A 17,436-nucleotide genomic window follows, 5' to 3' on the forward strand; every position below is an offset into this window, starting at 1 on the left:
CCCTGTCAGATGTTTTCGCCAAGCTCGTCCTCGATATGCGCGCGAATGATCTCATCGAACGAGGTTTCGGCGCGAAAGCCGAGCGCGAGCGCGCGTCGCGCGTCGAAATCCGTCGCCCAGCCGGAGACGATGCGCTCGATCACCGGATCGGCTTCGCGGCGGATGAGGGAAGCGGCCTTGTCACCGGCGACGCGACGGAGCGCTTCGATCTCTTCGCCGACCGTTGCTGACAGGCCGGGAAGATTCAGATTGCGGCGCGGGCCGACGCGGCCGAGATCGAGGGTCGCGGCATGGATCAGGAAGCCGATTGCGGCGCGCGGGCTCGCGAACCAGTGGCGCACCGACTCTGAAACCGGCAGCACCGCTTCCCGGCCGATCAGCGGCTCGCGCAGGATGTTCGAGAAGAAGCCGGAGGCGGCGGCGTTCGGCTTGCCGGGGCGGATGCAGATGGTCGGCAGGCGGATGCCAAGCCCGTCGAAGAAGCCGCGCCGGCTGTAATCGGCGAGCAGGAGTTCGCCGATCGCTTTCTGGGTGCCGTAGCTGGTGAGCGGCGTGGTGAAGAATTCGTCGCCGATCCGCGCGGGAAAGGGCGCGCCGAACACCGCGATCGAGGAGGTGAAGACGAGGCGCGGGCGGTACGGCGCGCGGGCGGCTTCCGCGCGGATCGCCTCGAACAGGAGGTGGGTGCCGTCGAGATTGACGCGGTAGCCCTTGGCGAAATTGGCCTCCGCCTCGCCGGAGACGATGCCGGCGAGATGGAAGATCAGGTCGGGCCGCGCGGCGACGAGGCTTTCGGCAACGCCGGGTAAGGAGAGATCGGCGGCGCGCGTCTCGATCGCCGTTGCCGCGCCGGGCGGTACCGCGGGATCGACCACGTCGGCGAGGGTGAGGCGGGTGATTTCGCGATCGCTGACCCGCCGATCGGCGAGAATCCGGTGGGTCAGTTTGCGGCCGATCATGCCGGCGGCGCCGATGATAAGGATATGCATGGGCGTGGATGGTCTCCGAATGGGTTATGTCGTGTGCATTTTGACGGCGGCGGCAGGGTTCGTCGAGCAGGGCGATTGCGCGGCCGGACCGCCCGACGAGCCCTTGACCTTGATCGGCAGGAACAGGAAGCGCGCGCCACGCACCGGCAGGCGTTCGAGCCCGGTCAGCAGCTCGACATAGGCGATGCCGTGCGACAGGCCGAAGACATGGACCGGCGCGCCGTCATGCGCGGAGCCATGGTCGCTCGCCGGGATTGATTCGGAGGCCGCGCAGGCCGCGATGCTCGAGCGTCTGCGCAACGGCACGCGGTGCGACTAAATTCGGCGGCAAAAGAGAACTGATTTTTTGAAAAAACGGTTCAAACGATTTTTTGTTCTATTTTGGCCGTTGCCCGGCACATCGCGGCCATGCTTATGTCGCGTTCAAAGCCATTCCGATCATAAACCCTGGGAAGACAGTCATGAAATCAACGAAATCCTGGTTGCTGGCGGCCGCACTTGCCGCCGGTGCGCTCGGCATCGCCGCACCGCGCGCTGAAGCCGCGCAAAGTTGCGCCAAACCGAAATACGTCATCGGCATGTCGCTGATGACGCTGACCAACCCGTATTTCGAGACCATGGCGAAGAGTGCCGAACTCTACGCCGCCGCCGATTGCGCCAAGCTGGTCTATTACGGCGGCAATATGAGCGAGGCGCAGCAGCTCAACCAGATCGAGGCGTTCATCCAGCGCCATGTCAACGCCATCATGTTCGCGCCGGCGGACGCCGCCGCGGCGTCTTCCGCCGTGCTCGCCGCCAACCATGCGCATATCCCGGTCTTCACCATCGACACCAATGTCGACATGAAATCGCTCAAGCGCGCCGGCGGGCATATCGTCGAATTCGTCCAGTCGAACAATGTCGAACTCGGCGAAACCGCGGCGAAGGAAGTGATCGCCTATGACAAATCCGCGCTGCACGGCGCGCCGGTCGAGCTCGGCTGGGTCGATTATCCGTTCGCGACCTCGGTGCAGGACCGCGACAAAGGGTTCAAGACGGTCATCGACGGCGACAAGGCCATTCATGTCGTCTCCCGCCTGAACGGCAAGGGCACTACGCCGGGCGGCCTGTCGGCCACAGCCGCCATGCTGTCCGCGCACCCGAACGTCAACGTGATTTTCGATATCAACGCGCCGAGCGGCCTCGGCGCCGTCGATGCGATTCGCGCCGCCAACAAAACGGGCAAGGTCGCGGTGATCGGCCTGTCCGGCAGCCAGCAGGCGGTGCAGGCGATCTGCGACAATTCGGTCTACAAGGCCGGCGCGCTGCAGGACCCCTCGCTCGAATCGAAAATCGAGGTCGCCAACATCGTCAAATATCTCCATCACGAGAGCGTGCCGAAGCTGGTTCTGACCAAGACCTACAGCGTCACCAAGGCGAATTGTCACGACATGCTGAAAATCGCCTATCCGTGAGAACGCCCTGATGAGCGCGGTTCTGGCGGAGCGGGGCGGCAGCCTCGCTCTGTCCGGCATCGTCAAGCGCTACGATGCCGCCCCGGTGGTGCGCGGCATCGGCTTCACGCTGCGGGCCGGACGGGTCACCGCCCTGCTCGGACATAACGGTGCCGGAAAATCGACCGTGCTGAAAATCCTCGGCGGCGCCGAACGGCCCACCGGCGGCACCATTCTGCTCGACGGCGCGCCGGTCGGCTTCGCGACCCCGCGCGAGGCCGAGGCGCACGGCATCGCCGTGGTCTGGCAGGAACTTCGCATCATCGAAAACCTGACGCTGGTGCGGAATTTTTTTCTCAACCGCGAAATCACCAGGGCGGGGCTGGTCGATCGTGCGGCGATGCGCGCCCATGTGGTGCGCGCGCTCGCCGCCCACGGTCTCGACGCCGACCCCGATGCGCCGGCCGGCGACTTGTCGCCGGGCGACCGGCAGATGCTGGAAATCATCATCGCACTCGACAAGGGCAGCCGGTTCCTGCTGCTCGACGAACCGACATCGGCGCTCAATGCGAGCGAAATCACCCGCCTGCTGGAAACCGTGCGCCGTCTCGCCGCCGCCGGAACCTGCGTGGTCATCGTCACCCACAAGCTCGGCGAGGCGCTGGCGGTCGCCGATCATGTCGTGGTGATGAAAGACGGCGACATCGCGCTGGACGCCGAGCGAGGCGAACTTTCGGAAGCTGATCTCGCCTATTACATCACCGGCCATCGCCGCGAGGCGACGCCTCTTGCCGAAGCCGCGCCGCGCTCGGCCTTCGGCGGCGACACAATGCTCGACATTCGCGACCTCTCCGCCGGCAATTGCCTTGACGCGAGCTTGGAGATTCATGCCGGGCGGGTGGTCGGCCTCTACGGCGTCGCCGGCGCCGGGCAGGTCGATCTGCTCGAAGCGCTGTTCGGCGTTCGCAAGCTGCGCGGCGGGCGGATCACGCTGAACGGCACGCCATACATCCCCAGCACGCCGCGCGCGGCCTTGGCGCGCGGTTTCGGCTTTCTCACCGACGATCGCAAGCGCAACGGCTTCATCCCGGACATGACGATCAGCAAAAACATCGTTCTCGCCAGCATCAGGCGCTTCGCGCGCGGTCCCTGGTTCGATGCCGATGCCTGCGACATCCAGGCGAAAGCGATGGCCTCGCGGCTCGCCATCCGCTCGCCACTTACGATGCATGTCCGGCGGCTTTCCGGCGGCAATCAGCAGAAAGTCATTTTTGCCAAATGGGTTACCGCCAAGAGCAGGATCCTGCTGCTCGCCGAGCCGACCAAGGGGGTCGATATCGGCGCCAAGGCGGAAATCCACGGCTTGATCCGCGAGCTTGCCGCCTCCGGCGATACGCTGCTGGTCTGCTCCTCCGAGATCGAGGAGATTCTGGAAATCGCCGATGTCGTTCACGTCTTCCGCCACGGCGTCTGTGCGGGGCAGGGGATTCCCCGCGCCGAGGCGGAAGCGAAGTCGCTTCTCGCCCTGTCCCTCTGAAACGGTGACCGGAATGGCCAGAACCGAAACCACGCCGACCCCACCCGCGACGCCAAGCGCCGCCGCGCCGCGCAAATCCTTCCGCCTGCCGCCGGAGACCGGCATTTTCATCATCCTCGCCCTCATCATGGGCGGGATGGAACTGCTCACCGGCAATTTTCTCACGGTGGGCAATATCTCGACCCTGCTGGTCAACACCATCACCATCGGCCTGCTCGCGGTCAGCGAAACCTTCGTCCTCCTGATCGGCGGCATCGATCTCTCGGTGGGGGCGGTGCAGGCGCTGTCGGGGGTTGCGGCGGCGGTGGTGATCAACCACACGCCGCTCGGCTGGCCGGGGGCAATTCTCGCCGGAATTCTCGCCGGGGCGGCGATCGGCTTCATCAACGGAGCGATCACCCATTACGTCAACGTTCCCTCCTTCATCACGACTTTTGCGACTCTCGGCGTTGCCGCCTCGATTCCGCTGATCGTCACCCAGGCCAACCCGATCCCGATTTTCGACAATACCTTCAACGCGCTCGGCCAGGGCTACGTGCTGAAAATCATCCCGATCGGCGTGCTGATCATGCTGCTGATCGCGGCGATCGCCCATGTCGTGCTGAGCCGCACCGCGTTCGGGGTGAAGGTCTACGCGGTGGGCGGCAACCGGCACTCCGCCTATCTCGCCGGCGTCAATCTCGCGCGCATCGACATTCTCTGCTTCACCCTGTCGGGCACCATCGCGGGGTTTGCCGGCGTCATCCTCGCCGCCCGCCTTGCCTCCGGCTATCCCACCGCCGGCTCCGGCGCCTCGCTGTTCGACGGCATCGCCTCCGCCGTGGTGGGCGGGGTGAGCCTGTTCGGCGGCTCGGGCAGCGTGGCCGGGGCGCTGCTCGGCGCGATCGTGATCGGCACCCTCACCGAGGGGATGGACGTGCTCGACCTCAATACCTACTGGCAGCCTCTGGTCATCGGCGTGGTCATCCTGCTCGCGGTCACGCTGGATACCTGGAAATCGGGCCTGTTCCGCACCCTGATGCGGCGGATCGGGGGCGCGAAGGTCTGATCGGGCCGGCTGGCATTCAGGCGAATTCAGCCGATGCGGACGGCAGATGGAGGATGGTTTGCGGAAAGCCATCATCGCCGGTCTGTCGGTGCGGCATATCGTGCCGCCGACCCCGATGCAGCCCGCGGTCTGACTCCCGATCAATCCGCCTCTTGTCGCCTCTTGTGCAAAAGCCTTGACGTTTACGCATTCATGCAACATATGAAGTTGCGTGAAACGCGATAGTCGATTGTCGGGTGTGCTCCACATCCTGCTGCACCTGGCCGAGCAAAATGGTCCCGTGACGTCCGAGGTCCTGGCCAGGGCGATGGCCACCAATCCGGTGGTGATCCGGCGGATCATGGCTGACCTTCGGGACCAGGGATATGTCCGGTCGGAAAAGGGGCATGGCGGCGGGTGGACCCTGACCTGCGATCTGTCAGCGGTCACGTTGCGCGACATCTACACAGCACTCGGCAGCCCATCGCTTTTCGCCATCGGCAACCGGACGGAGTCGCCCGGCTGCCTCGTTGAACAGGCGGTGAATGCCGCCCTCGATCAGACCTTCCGCGATGCGGAAGCGCTGCTGGTTTCGCGCCTTGGCGAAGTGACTCTGGCCATGCTGAGCGCGGACTTTCACCGCCGCCTCGTTACCCGTGGCGGCTCTCATGATCTGGAGACTGTACATGCGTCATGACGCGATCATCATCGGCGGGAGCTTCGCCGGGCTGTCGGCAGCTATGTATATCGCCCGCGCGCGGCGTTCGGTCTGCGTCATCGACACAGGATCGCCCCGCAACCGCTTCGCGGCACATTCCCATGGCTTCTTTGCGCAGGATGGCAGTGCACCGGGCACTATGCTCGCCACCGCGCGCTCGCAAGTTGCGGCCTATCCCACGACAACCTTCGTCGGCGGAGAAGCAATCAGCGCCGCCAAGACGCCGGACGGCTTCTCCGTCGAATTAGCAGCCGGTCACAAGCTGGAAAGCAGCAGGTTGGTGCTCGCCTTCGGCATCCGGGACGAATTGCCTGCCATTCCCGGGCTGGCCGAACGCTGGGGCAGCAGCGTGCTCCATTGTCCCTACTGCCATGGCTATGAGTTCGGCGGACAGCGATTGGGCGTGCTGAATGTCTCGCCCATGTCGGCCCATCAAGCGATGCTGGTTGCCGAATGGGGACCGACAACGCTCTATTTGAACGGGGCTGCCGATCCCGACGATGAATCGCTTGTCCAGCTGCGGACGCGCGGCGTCGCCATCGAGCCGGCATCGGTGTGCGGATTGCACGGCGATGGCTCGCAGCTATCCGCGATCGAACTTGGCGACGGGCGAATGTCGGGCGTGGACGCGCTCTTTATCGGCACGCGCACGCGCTTCAACAGCGATATCGCGCGACAACTCGGCTGTGCGACGGATGAGAGCCCGTTCGGCCCCATCATCCGAACCGATGCCGCAAAGTTGACCACAGTACCTGGCGTCTATGCGGCCGGCGACATCACCCGCGGCGCCCACAACGTGACGTGGGCAAGCGCCGATGGCGTCACGGTCGGCATGGCTGTGCACCGCTCGCTGATTTTCTGATCAGTCATCGAGCGTCCAGATTGGAACGCATGCCGAAATTCAAACCAAGACATTGTCTTCCGGCCGGGTCATTTGTAAGCGGGCCGTTTCTGCCGATATAATGAATTGGGTCCCGATCCCATTGCGAAGGCGGTTGCCGGGACGTTACAGTGAAAGTCATGGCCATGACCGGAAACCTCATGTCGGCGGATAATCTCTTCCTCAAGGATGTCGCGGCGATGCGATCGCGAACCCAGGATTATCTGGCGGGCGGCCGCAAGGCGGCCAATGGCGGTATGAACTCCGCTGCCGCGATCGGCCTGTTGCAGGCGGCGCTCGCGATCGAAATCGTCTGCGTCTGGCGCTACACGATGATGTCGGTCTCGGTGACGGGGTTGCGGGACGAGCCGGTCGGGGCGGAATTCCAGGAACAGGCCAATGACGAGCGCAGGCATGTCAGGATGGTCGCCGAACGGATTGGGCAACTGGGCGGAACGCCGGATTTCGCCCCGAAAGGGCTGAGATCGCATCTGGCCATGGATTATGGGAGCGACACCGATCTCGACGGCATGATCGCCCAGAACCTGGCTGCCGAGCAGTCCGTGGTCGAATATTACCGCGACCTGATCTTGTATTTCCGGGACAGCGATCCGGTGACCAGCACGATGCTCGAACGAATCCTCCAGGACGAGGAGGATCATGCGACCGATATGGACGATCTGGTCCGGCGCGACGGCACTCACTGACGATCCGATCGTTCAGAACGTCACATTGGTTCTGACGCCGACGATCAGCTCGTTGCGCAGCTTGCGGGCCGGATCGGCCGGGTCGGGGATGCCGCCGCCGGGATTTGCGACATACTGGATATCCGGCTGAATCTGCCACCAGGGTGCGACCTGGATCTGGTAGGTCGCTTCGATCAGAGTCTCGATACCCCGAACCGGGTAAGGTGTGCCGGTGTAGAAGCCGACGGCACGGTCATAGGCAGCGGCGGCGCTGCTTACCTTGCCGATGCCGAGATCGATGCCGGCGGCATCGTCGTCGCGGCCGGGCAGCGGATCGGTCAGGGTGACGCCGCCATTGAAGAAATACTGGATCAGGTTGCGATCGCCCGGCGCGCCCATCGCGCGGGCGAAGACGTTGAGCGTGCGGGCCTTGTTGGCCTTGGATTGCCAGACCGTCTGATCCGCCACCGCGTAGAGGCTGTAATCGTGCCCGCGCTGCGCCGGAATGCCGGTGCCTGCGGGGTTGGCGAGGGAGCGGCCGGCAGTGTCGACCGCCTGGTCGGGGAAGCGCGCGGTGTCGTACCAGAAGCCGAGCTTGTAGGTGCCGGGCAGGGTTGGCGCCAACCGGGCACTATACTGGAATTCGGCGATGAACAGCGCGCCGGTGCCGGTATTGAAGCGGGCCCCGCCGGCATCGCGCGATTGCGGGTCGTCGTTGAACGGACCGCCGGGCGGATTGTCGTCGAACACGCCGATCAGGATGGTTTCGTCGTCGGCGGGCTTGTATTGCAGCCGCGCGCCGAGCGAGGACAGCGGATAGGCGGGACCGCCGGCATAGAGATCGTCCGACGGGACCAGCGGCCAGCCCGCCATGGTGTTGACGAACAGGCCGGAATATTTGCTGACGATGAATTCCTGATCGATGCTCTGCTGGCCGATCTTCACGTCGACCCGGCCGCGATCGAAACCCTGATCGTACCAGAGTTCCCAGAGCCGGGTGGAATTGTCGGCCTCCGTACCGCTCGCGGTCTGCAGATCGTCGAGATAGAAGGGGCTGAGGCTGCGGCCGTGGACCTGCAGCGCGCTGACATTGACCATGCCGTCCGGGATGCCGTCCGGGATGCCGAACGCCTTGGCGGTGTCGATCCGCAGCGTGACGGTCGTTAGTCCCTGCATCGTCGCACCGCGTTTGACCCCGCCCGAAACATTGCCGAGCAGGGTTTCGGTATCGGTGCCGCCGAGGACGATGCCGGAATCGCCGGGTTTGGTGCGCAGCCCGCCGATCGAACCCAGCATCGTGTCGCGCGACCAGATGTCGTCATTCGACTGTGCCTCGGCCGGGGCCGTGGCGGCGAACAGAACGCCGAGTGTGACGCCTGCCATGAGGCCGGGGCGGCGGAACCGGCGCGCATCAGCCCGTGACCGCCCGAACGACGGTGTTCCCATTGCAGTCGCTCCTGCTATCGAGATGTTGGAAGATCGAGTCAGGTTTCGAACAGCGCCTGGCCGATATACAAGCCTTTGCGAATTCCGCCAGGGCAGGCGAAGATCGCGCTGCCGACATGGGTGGTGAATTGATTGAGCGCGTCGAGCCGCGACATTTTCTCGAACATCGGGATGAAACCGAGGCGCGGGTCCTTCTGATAGGCGACGAACATCAGCCCCGCATCATATTCCATCACCTGTTTCCAGGGTGGCCATCGTTCGGCGACGAAGGAGGCGCCGTCGCTGTAATTATAGGCGCGGCGCAGGATTTGCGCGCCGGCGTTCTGCTCCGGCGCGCCGAGCCGTGCATGGGCGGTGGCGGGGATGACCGGATTGCCCCCCTTGTCCTGTGCGTTCAGGTCGAGCGGGTCGAATTCGCGGGCACGGCCGAGCGGCGCGCCGCTGAGCTTGTGCCGGCCGATCGTGCGTTCCTGAAACCCGAGCGTCATCTGGTCCCAATGCTCCAGCGCGATGCGGATGCGGCGAAACACGGCGTAGCTGCCGCCCTGCATCCAGCGCGGCGCCTCGGCACCCGCCCAGAGGTGATCGTTCATCGTTTTCGCGTCGCGGATCGAGGGATTCATCGTCCCGTCCTTGAATCCCATCAGGTTGCGCGCCGTGCCATTGACCCGATGCGCGGTGGAGAACCCGGCCTGGGTCCAGCGCACGATGGCGGTATCCCGCGCCAGCCGGACCAACTCGCGAACGGCGTGAAACGCGACCTGCGGGTCATCGGCGCTGGCCTGAACCGAAACGGCACCGCCGCAATGGCGTTTTTCCAACTGGTCGCCCGGAAACACCGGCAGATCGACCAGGGCGGCGGGACGCTGCCCGGCCAGGCCGAAGCGATCCTTGCCGTTCAGCATGAACAGATCGGGGCCGAACCCGAAGGTCAGGGTCAGGCGTGCCGAGCCGAGACCGAGCGCATCAAGGTTGTCGAACGGGCGGTTTGGGCTGGCCGGAGGTGCTGCGATGCGGCCCGTGGTCATGCGTTCGGCGGCGTCGGTCCAGGCTTGGAGCATCGCGATCACCGGCTTGCGATCGGCGGCGGCGAGATCGAGCGCGGCGAGATCGAGCGCGGCGAAATAGGTGCTGCCCTGCATGGGGTTCGGCGTTGCGATGCCGTTCTGATGCGGGCCGAAAAACGGCTCGGCCGCATCGTCCGGCGTGGCGCGTGGCGCGCTTGTCTCGCCGCCCGCGAACGCCGTGTTCGCGCCCAGCGCGGCACCAGCGATGCCGCCGCCGGCGGCGATGAAGCGGCGGCGCGATCCGGCGGGCTGGGCGTCCGCCCCGGTCATCGGCGCGCCTCCATCAGCGTATTGGTGTCGTCCTGCACGTAATAGAACCCTGACCCGTCCGGCTTCATCGCGATGCCGAAGAGATCGCCGTTACCGGGCGGGGTCTGCGCCGCATCGGCGTCGATCCATCGCGCGCCGCGCTGGGTGCCGGATCGCGGGTCGATTTCCACGACCTGGCCGTTCAGCGCGTTGGTCGCGAGTAGGTCGCCGTTCGGCGCCATCGCCAGCGCCAGCGGGCGTTTCAGCATTCCGCCGGAGGTGACGATTGTGCCGGTGCCGGTGCCGGTGCCGGTGCCAGTGCCGGCGGTGCGGATCGCTGCGTCCTTGATCGCGACGACCCGGTTGGCCACGGCGTCGGAAACATAGAGCGTGCCATCTTGGCCAAGCGCCAGCCCGGTCGGGCCGATCGCGAAGGCGCCGGCATCGGAGACCGCGCCGAAACCACCGCCGATCACCGTCGAGGATACGACCGATGGCGGCTGGCCGGCCGGAATCGCCAGATCGAGCAGCAGGATCGTTGCCTTGTGCCGGACCGGCTGCCCCGGCGCGCCCATGCCGAAACCGATATTGCTGACGAACAGCGTCGCCGCCGTACCGCGGTCGATCACCGCCATATTGCCCCAGGGGCCGTCGATTTCTGGGCTGGTGATCGTTTTCACGACCTTGCCGCTGGAATCGAGCACGATCAGGCAGCCGCGCCCCAGGGTTCTGGTGGTCCCGTCCTTGCTCGGCATGCTGCCGACGATCACCCAGCCCGATTTCAGCATGGTCATCGCCGTGGTCAGGCCGATGCCGCCGGGGCAGGCGGCGAGATTGGCCGGCACGTCGGCGAACAGCCGGGTCGTTTTGGCGGTCGGGTCGTATTGCATGATCGTGGTTCCGGTTCCCTGCAAATTCTTCCGGTTGTTGAAATTGTCGAACAGCACGTCGCCCTGTTTGATCGCGCCGGCCGAGACGGGCGCGACCACCAGCGAATAGGGATTCTCGTCGCCGTTCGCCGGAATCGACGAGGTCAGAAGCGCGTGCTTGCGGAGTCCCGCGAGGTAGGACGGGTCTCGCGGCGCGGCGGCGCCGAGGCCGATCGCGCCGGCGAGCAGGCAGGCGATGGTCAGAGGGCGGGTCGGCAATCGGATCATCGAGCGCTCCTTGAGTTGTATTTAACAATAGTTCTCATTCGCAAAATACGACCGTGCGACTGTGTCATGCGAGATTCCAGGTCAATCCGCTGCGATGGCGTCAGGAAAGGCGGCGACCGTGCCCTCGACCAGAAGGCCGATGCGGCCGGAGGAATGCGGCAAGGTGTGGCTGAACACGCGGGACAGCAGCATCGGCGCCGCAGCATCGGCGAGGCGCAGTTCGATCAGCGCGTCATGCCCGAAATAATGCGTGGCTTCGATCAGTGCCGCCGTGCTGCCGGCGGTCGCCTCGGGAACCGGGCGGATCTGTTCGGGGCGGATCATGATCGTCACCGCGCCCTGCATCGGTTCGGCGAGGGCGAGCGTGCCGAGCGCGCAATCGGCCTCCGCGCCGTGCGCCATGGCGGGTAGCAGCACCGCCTCGCCGACGAACTGGGCCAGGGCCGCGTCGCGCGGCCGATGATAGAGCGACGCAGGATCGGTGTGCTGGACGATCCGCCCGTCGCGCAGCACCGCGACCCGATCGCCCATCGACAAGGCTTCCGCCTGATCGTGGGTGACCAGAATGGCGGTCGCTCCGGTGGCTTTCAGGGCGGTGGCAACGGTCTGGCGCACATCCTGGCGCAAGGTGGCATCGAGCGCCGAGAACGGTTCATCGAGCATAACCAGCCGTGGCGACGCCGCCAGCGCCCGCGCCAGAGCGACCCGCTGCTGCTCGCCGCCGGACAATTGATGCGGGCTGCGCGCGGCGAAATCGGCCGGCAGCCCGACCATGGCGAGCAATTCGACGATCCGCGCGTCGTGCCGGCCGCGCCCGAGGCCGAAGGCGATGTTCCGCCCCACCGAGAGATGCGGAAACAAGGCACCTTCCTGGGCAAGATAGCCGATCCGCCGCCGCTCCGGCGGTACATGAAGAGAGGGGTTGGCCACGGCGACGCCGTCGATGGCGATCGACCCGGCATCGACCCGGTCGAACCCGGCGATCAGGCGGAGCAAGGTGGTCTTGCCGCTGCCCGATGCGCCGAGAATCGCCAGCACGTCGCCGGACCGAACGGCGAGGTCGACCCGGTCGAGCACCGTGCCGGCGCCGAACCGCTTGACCACGCCGCCGATATCGAGAGCGGCCATCGTCAGTCTCCGAAATCGACGCGTAGGGACGTAAAGCCGAAGCGCCGCGCGAGCAGCCAGCTCGCGGTCATCGACAGGGCGATCAGCACCGCCGCATAGGGTGCGGCGGCGGCGAAGGCGAGGGTCGAGGTATCGCCCCAGATGCGGATCGCCAGGGTTTCGGTGCCGATCGGCGCGAGCAGGAGGGTCGCGGTCAGTTCGGTCGACACCGCGATGAACACCAGCGCCGCGGCGGCGCCGAAACCGGGTGCCGCGAGCGGCACGGTAACCTGCCACAGCACCTGGAACCAGTTCGAACCCAGCGAGCGCGCGGCTTCCTCCAGCCGCCGGTCGGCCTGCAGCAAGGCAGCGCGGATGCCGACCAGCGCATACGGCATGAACAGGATGGCATAGGCGATCAGGAGCAGCAGCGTGCTTTCGTAGAGCGCCGGCACCGCGCGCACGGTCGCGGTGATCAGCGCGAGCGCGATGACGATGCCCGGCACGCCCTGGGCCAGCCAGGCGCCGCGTTCGAGTGGAGCGGTCAGCCTGAAACGCGGCCAGCGGGCGGACAGGACGGCGAGGGGCAATGCCAGAATCAGGGTGAGCAGGGCGGCGCCTGCCCCGAGTTCCACCGTGCTGAGCGTCGCCATCAGCAAGGCGCGCGGCGAGGCTTCGTCCGGCGTGATCGCCGCGGCACCATGCTGGGTCAGCCAGAACAGTACAGTGAGAATCGGCACGCAGAGCGACAGGAAGGCGAACAGGGCGAAACCCGGTATCGCGGCCCATCGCCAGCGTCCAAACCGATAGGGCGCCGCCTGTCGCCGCGTTCCTTTGCCGATCCGGGCATAATGGGCATCGCGGCGCAGCGCCGCTTCGGCGGCGAGGCAGGCGAGGCAGAAGATCAGCAGGATGATCGCAAGTGCGGCGGCTTCCGCGCCGTCGAACCCCGAGCGATAGGCGGCGTAGATTTCAGTGGTGAAGGTGCGGAAGCGCATCAGGGCGAACGCGCCGAATTCGATCAGGGCGTTCAGCGCGACCAGCAGCGCGCCGCCCAGTATCGCCGGGCGCAATTGCGGCAGGATGATCCGTCGGATGCAGCGCCATGGCGTGTCGCCCAGCGCCCGCGCGGAATCCTCCAGCGCCGGATCGAGCCCGCGCAAGGCGGCGGCGACCGGCAGATAGACCAGCGGCGTGTAGGCGAACACGGTGACGATCAGCGCGCCGCCGAATCCTTCAAGATCGGGGCTGATCGACACCCAGGCATAGCTCGCGACGAAGGCCGGTACCGCCAATGGTGCTACGGCCAGCACCGCCCAGACCGAACGTCCCGGCAGATCGGTGCGTTCGATCAGGAATGCGGCGATCGTGCCGAGCGCGATGCAGCATGTCGCGGCGGTGACGGTCAGCATCACGGTGTTGAGCAGAAGAACGCCCACCAACGGCCGCCAGACCAGATCGATCACCTGGCGGCCACCGGCCGCCGCTGCATCCGCCAGGGTGATCCCGATCGGCAGCAGAACCAGCGCTGCCGGAATCGCGCTGATCAGCACCAGCCCGAGCGGCGGGCGCGGAACAGCGGATAATGCGCGGAATGACGTCACCGCCCCGGTCCTCCTGGCGATCAGATCAGTCCGGCTTGTTGCACCAGCCGCGCCGCCTCGCGGTCGTTGCCCAGTTGCGCGGGCGCGATCGCCGGCGGATGCAACGTGTCCATCGGTGCGAGCAGCTTGTTCGGCGCGATGCCGGGACGCAGCGGGTATTCGTAATCCACCGAGCTTTTCGCGAGCATCGACTGCGCCTCGGCGCTCACCAGAAATGCCAGGAATTGCTGCGCTTCCTTCCGGTGATGCGACGATGCCAGAATGCCGGCGCCCGATACGTTGATCAGGTTGCCGACATCGCCTGGCGCGAAATGTGCGATCCGGCTCGGGGTATGCGCCGGGCCCATCTCGGTGCGCAGCCGCGCCCAGTAGTAGTTGTTGATGATGCCGGTCGCGACACTGCCGCGATTCACCGCGGCGACCACCGATTCGTCGTCCTGGTAGATTTTCGCGTTGCGCTTGAGGCCCTTGAGCCAGGCCAGCGCTTTCGTCTTGCCGTCGGCATGGATCACCGCGCCGACCAGGGGCAGGAAATCGGCATCGCCCGGCGCGATCGCGACCTTGCCCTTCCAGGCCGGCGCGGCAAGATCGAGCAGATGCTTGGGCAGGGTTGCGTGCTGGATCAGTTTCGGATTCCAGGCCAGCACGTTCTGCCGTTCCAGCACGCCGAGCCAGCTGCCATCCGCCGCGCTGTCGGCGCGCGGGACGAGCGCGAGCGTTGCCTTGGCGATCGGCGCGAGAAAATGCTTCTGATCGAGCAACGTGAGTTCCGGCGAATTCTCGACGAACACCAGATCGGCCGGCGAGTTTTTTCCCTCGCGCAGAATCTGGTTGGCGACTTCCGGCCCCTCGCCGCTATGGACCCGGATTGCGATTCCGGTTTTTGCCTCGAACGCCCCGGTCAGCATCGCCACTACTTGCGGATGCTGTGCGCTGTAGAGAATCAGCGCGACTTTGGCCTGGGCAGGGACCGCGCTCCCCGCCGATATGCCAGCGCCGATCAGACCCGTCAGAACGAACTGAACCAGGCGATCGGATCGACCGGAACGCCGCAGCCGAAGCAAACCCATGGAAAATCCTTTCATGCTCGATCAAATGAGAATGAGAACTATTATTAATTGTTAGGAATGCGGATATAGGACCAGACAGATCCTGTCAACCAGTGGAAATGGGGGCCGATGAAAAGGGAGGGGGTTGCCGAACTCGCGGTTGCGGTCTGGCGCGGCGGCTGGGCGCTCGCCGCCGCGCCATTGTCATGCGGGCGGAATTGCGGCTTGATCGGCCCGTTGAACGCCCAGATCACGCCGAACGGGTCCTTGGTCTGGCCGTAGCGATCGTCCCAGAACATATCGGCGGCCGGCATGCTCGCAGTGCAGCCGGTTTCGGTCGCGCGGCCATAAGCGGCATCGACATCCGCGACCGGCAGCATCATGCTGAACGCGACGGGTTCCTTCAGCGAATGGCCGCGCGACCGAACCCGGCCTGCTGAGGCAGTGGTTTGCGCCCGCGCCCTACACCACCCCAGTGGCCGAGGTGGATTTGCGGGTCGGCGGAGTGAACCGCATCGTGATGTGAGGGCCCGATGGCCAGGACATCGATTGCTCCGGCACCTACCTGGACATCGTGCCGGGGCAGAGACTGGTGTTCACCGATGCCTATACCGGCGACTGGATGCCGAAAACCTCATGCAAGCCGTTCATGACCGCGATCGTCACCTTCGACGACGAGAACGGCAAGACGCGCTACACCGCGCGGGTGCGGCACTGGAATGCCGAGGACAGAAGACCCACGAGGAGATGGGCTTTCATCGAGGCTGGAGCCAGTGCGCCGATCAGCTCGTCACACTCGCTGGAACCATTTGAAACCGGAGACAACCATGACCATTCAGACGATCACCCCGTTCCTGTGGTACGATGCCGATGCCGAGGACGCCGCGAGATTCTACGTTTCGATCTTCGGCAATTCCCGCATCACCCATCTCTCGCGCTACGGCGATGCCGGGGCCGGCCCGAAAGGCAGCGTGATGGTGGTCGGCTTCGAGCTCGAAGGGCAGCGTTTCACCGCGCTCAACGGCGGTCCGGCCTTCAAGCTGAGCGAAGCCTTTTCACTGCTGGTCGATTGCACCGAGCAGGCGGATATCGACCGGCTATGGACCGCGCTGGGCGAAGGCGGGTCGTACAATGTGTGCGGCTGGCTGAAGGACAGGTTCGGCCTGTCCTGGCAGATCAATTATGCCGGGCTGCCCGCACTGCTGACCGGCGATCCCGGAAAAGCCGAGCGGGTGATGGGCGCGATGATGGCGATGACGAAGATCGACGTGCAGGCGCTGAAGGATGCCGCCGCGGGCTGATCCTGCGCGGCGTTTTCCGCACTGACGCATGACCGGCTCGCGCCCGTCTCCGGGATGGAGCGGGGAATCGCGACGGGTTGGCCGCAAGTGTTGTCGGTCCTCAGAGGAGGGCCGCTGCATGGTTATGCCGTGATCAGCGCGCTTCGCGAGCGCATCGCCGACGATTCCTACATGGACCAGGGCATCCAGATCCTCAATCGGGCTCAGAACGCGCACCGGTTGTTCGCGGTCCAGCTCGCGAAAGAGAAACGGAGCCTCTGAATTTCCTACTTTCGAACTGCACCTGAAAGCACGGCGCGCTCACCGTCGAGTTCAAAGAACTCTTTGATATCCTTGCAGAAATCATCGCCAAGGCCACCCATCTCGAAGCGGCCGAAGGGATGGAATTTGCAAAATACGAGATATGGCTGCCCTTCGTGGATGATTATCGAACCAAGTGCATCGTGCCAAGATCCTCGTTTCGTCTGATCCTTGAAGCCGCGACACATCTGGGACTTGCAGCATGACCACGTCAGTCCGCTCATGTGCTCGACAGCGGAGAATAGCAGAGGAGCCCGCCAAAACGATATGAGCCTCATTTGCGCCCTTGCACCTTATTTACGACCTGCCGGCCCGATCGGGCGGTAGTCATCCCAGCCCGGCTCGCATTATCTTGACCGGGTACGGTAATGGATATACATCTAACTAGATGTGTATCTTTTGAGGGCCGCATGCAGGTAGCCAAATGGGGCAATAGCCTAGCCGTTCGCCTTCCCGCGGCTGTTGTTGAAGCCCTCGAATTGAGGGAAGGCGACGAAATCGAGATCCATGTCGCAGACATCCGGCAGCTTGGCGTCGTGCGAAAACCTGGGCGCGAAGAGCTTTTGAAGCGTCTCCGTGCCTTCCGCGGCCGGCTTCCCGCCGACTTCAAGTTTGACCGAGACGAGGCGAATGCCCGGTAGCTTTTTCGACACCAACGTACTCGTATATATCGCTTCGGGCGATGCCGTGAAGGCGGACCGGGCGGAGGCGTCCATTGCTGCGGGTGGAACGATCAGTGTCCAGGTTCTAATCTTACTGTGTCATAAATCGAGCATTCTCGATTTGTCGTTGGCAACACGGGCATCTAGGCAGGGTTCTGGCGAGGGTGCGGGCGATTGTTGTTCTGAGCGTGGTCATTGATGTTGCGAGGTGGCGTTCAGGCCGG

The 17,436-nt window shown here is 64.9% G+C and carries 19 protein-coding genes and 1 pseudogene; 10 read left to right on the top strand and 10 right to left on the bottom strand.

The window, feature by feature from the left end; genetic code table 11:
• Positions 1-5: 5 nt before the first annotated feature.
• Entirely contained in the window at positions 6-989 is a 984-nt protein-coding gene (gene denD, locus AiwAL_RS12435) for a D-erythronate dehydrogenase (RefSeq protein WP_235704904.1), read from the bottom strand.
• 24 nt (positions 990-1,013) lie between these two features.
• Positions 1,014-1,289 carry a hypothetical protein gene (locus AiwAL_RS12440; protein WP_262312783.1) on the bottom strand — a complete coding sequence of 92 codons (276 nt, stop codon included), beginning with the start codon at positions 1,287-1,289 and terminating at the stop codon, positions 1,014-1,016.
• Between the two features lie 161 nt (positions 1,290-1,450).
• Here AiwAL_RS12440 and AiwAL_RS12445 point away from each other — a divergent pair, with 161 nt between their 5' ends.
• The 6 genes from AiwAL_RS12445 (at position 1,451) to AiwAL_RS12470 (ending at position 7,291) form a co-directional block, all read left to right on the top strand.
• The gene (locus tag AiwAL_RS12445) at positions 1,451-2,443 is read left to right on the top strand and encodes a substrate-binding domain-containing protein (RefSeq protein ID WP_235704906.1); all 993 of its coding nucleotides are present in this window, start codon (positions 1,451-1,453) and stop codon (positions 2,441-2,443) included.
• A 10-nt stretch (positions 2,444-2,453) separates the two neighbouring features.
• Positions 2,454-3,959, top strand: a complete 1,506-nt coding sequence (locus tag AiwAL_RS12450; protein ID WP_235704908.1) for a sugar ABC transporter ATP-binding protein — start codon at positions 2,454-2,456, stop codon at positions 3,957-3,959.
• A gap of 13 nt (positions 3,960-3,972) precedes the next feature.
• Positions 3,973-5,007 (top strand): ABC transporter permease, encoded by a 1,035-nt coding sequence (locus tag AiwAL_RS12455; protein WP_235704909.1) that lies wholly within the window; start codon positions 3,973-3,975, stop codon positions 5,005-5,007.
• 211 nt (positions 5,008-5,218) lie between these two features.
• Complete coding sequence (locus AiwAL_RS12460; protein WP_235704910.1) at positions 5,219-5,683, top strand: Rrf2 family transcriptional regulator; 465 nt, start codon at positions 5,219-5,221, stop codon at positions 5,681-5,683.
• Positions 5,673-6,566, top strand: coding sequence for an NAD(P)/FAD-dependent oxidoreductase (locus tag AiwAL_RS12465; protein ID WP_235704911.1), 894 nt, complete (start codon positions 5,673-5,675; stop codon positions 6,564-6,566). Before AiwAL_RS12460 ends, AiwAL_RS12465 begins: the two co-directional genes overlap by 11 nt.
• 164 nt (positions 6,567-6,730) lie before the next feature.
• Positions 6,731-7,291: a ferritin-like domain-containing protein gene (locus AiwAL_RS12470; protein WP_235704912.1), complete on the top strand. Its 561-nt coding sequence runs from the start codon at positions 6,731-6,733 to the stop codon at positions 7,289-7,291.
• Between the two features lie 12 nt (positions 7,292-7,303).
• On the opposite strand, the gene AiwAL_RS12475 is transcribed toward AiwAL_RS12470, so the two are convergent.
• The 7 genes from AiwAL_RS12475 to AiwAL_RS12505 all read right to left on the bottom strand — a co-directional run bounded on the left by AiwAL_RS12475 (position 7,304) and on the right by AiwAL_RS12505 (position 15,332).
• A complete protein-coding gene (locus tag AiwAL_RS12475; RefSeq protein WP_235704913.1) occupies positions 7,304-8,716 on the bottom strand; it encodes a carbohydrate porin in 1,413 nt (470 codons plus the stop codon).
• Positions 8,717-8,754: 38 nt separating this feature from the next.
• The gene (locus tag AiwAL_RS12480; RefSeq protein ID WP_235704914.1) at positions 8,755-10,053 is read right to left on the bottom strand and encodes a Dyp-type peroxidase; all 1,299 of its coding nucleotides are present in this window, start codon (positions 10,051-10,053) and stop codon (positions 8,755-8,757) included.
• Positions 10,050-11,189, bottom strand: a complete 1,140-nt coding sequence (locus tag AiwAL_RS12485; RefSeq protein ID WP_262312784.1) for a hypothetical protein — start codon at positions 11,187-11,189, stop codon at positions 10,050-10,052. The genes AiwAL_RS12480 and AiwAL_RS12485 overlap by 4 nt, the downstream gene beginning before the upstream one ends.
• Positions 11,190-11,270: 81 nt before the next feature.
• Positions 11,271-12,317, bottom strand: a complete 1,047-nt coding sequence (locus AiwAL_RS12490) for an ABC transporter ATP-binding protein (RefSeq protein ID WP_235704917.1) — start codon at positions 12,315-12,317, stop codon at positions 11,271-11,273.
• A 2-nt stretch (positions 12,318-12,319) separates the two neighbouring features.
• Positions 12,320-13,900, bottom strand: a complete 1,581-nt coding sequence (locus AiwAL_RS12495; protein ID WP_235704918.1) for an iron ABC transporter permease — start codon at positions 13,898-13,900, stop codon at positions 12,320-12,322.
• Positions 13,901-13,920: 20 nt separating this feature from the next.
• Positions 13,921-14,970: an extracellular solute-binding protein gene (locus AiwAL_RS12500; protein WP_262312785.1), complete on the bottom strand. Its 1,050-nt coding sequence runs from the start codon at positions 14,968-14,970 to the stop codon at positions 13,921-13,923.
• Positions 14,971-15,014: 44 nt separating this feature from the next.
• On the bottom strand, positions 15,015-15,332 hold the full coding sequence (locus AiwAL_RS12505; protein WP_235704920.1) for a glyoxalase/bleomycin resistance/extradiol dioxygenase family protein: 318 nt from the start codon (positions 15,330-15,332) through the stop codon (positions 15,015-15,017).
• A 158-nt stretch (positions 15,333-15,490) separates the two neighbouring features.
• On the opposite strand from AiwAL_RS12505, the pseudogene AiwAL_RS20405 reads away from it, so the two are divergent.
• From AiwAL_RS20405 to AiwAL_RS12515, 3 genes and pseudogenes are all read left to right on the top strand, one after another.
• Positions 15,491-15,667, top strand: a pseudogene (locus tag AiwAL_RS20405) (SRPBCC domain-containing protein); the annotation flags it as partial.
• 109 nt (positions 15,668-15,776) lie between these two features.
• A complete protein-coding gene (locus tag AiwAL_RS12510; RefSeq protein WP_235704921.1) occupies positions 15,777-16,250 on the top strand; it encodes a VOC family protein in 474 nt (157 codons plus the stop codon).
• A 129-nt stretch (positions 16,251-16,379) separates the two neighbouring features.
• Positions 16,380-16,511 carry a hypothetical protein gene (locus AiwAL_RS12515; RefSeq protein WP_262312786.1) on the top strand — a complete coding sequence of 44 codons (132 nt, stop codon included), beginning with the start codon at positions 16,380-16,382 and terminating at the stop codon, positions 16,509-16,511.
• 5 nt (positions 16,512-16,516) lie between these two features.
• Here the strand turns inward: AiwAL_RS12515 and AiwAL_RS12520 are convergent, their stop codons facing one another.
• Complete coding sequence (locus tag AiwAL_RS12520; RefSeq protein ID WP_235704923.1) at positions 16,517-16,774, bottom strand: hypothetical protein; 258 nt, start codon at positions 16,772-16,774, stop codon at positions 16,517-16,519.
• Positions 16,775-16,960: 186 nt separating this feature from the next.
• On the opposite strand from AiwAL_RS12520, the gene AiwAL_RS12525 reads away from it, so the two are divergent.
• On the top strand, positions 16,961-17,191 hold the full coding sequence (locus AiwAL_RS12525; protein WP_235704924.1) for an AbrB/MazE/SpoVT family DNA-binding domain-containing protein: 231 nt from the start codon (positions 16,961-16,963) through the stop codon (positions 17,189-17,191).
• Positions 17,192-17,436 lie beyond the last annotated feature (245 nt).

The organism is Acidiphilium sp. AL (assembly GCF_025499445.1).
In the GTDB taxonomy this organism is placed as follows: domain Bacteria; phylum Pseudomonadota; class Alphaproteobacteria; order Acetobacterales; family Acetobacteraceae; genus Acidiphilium; species Acidiphilium iwatense.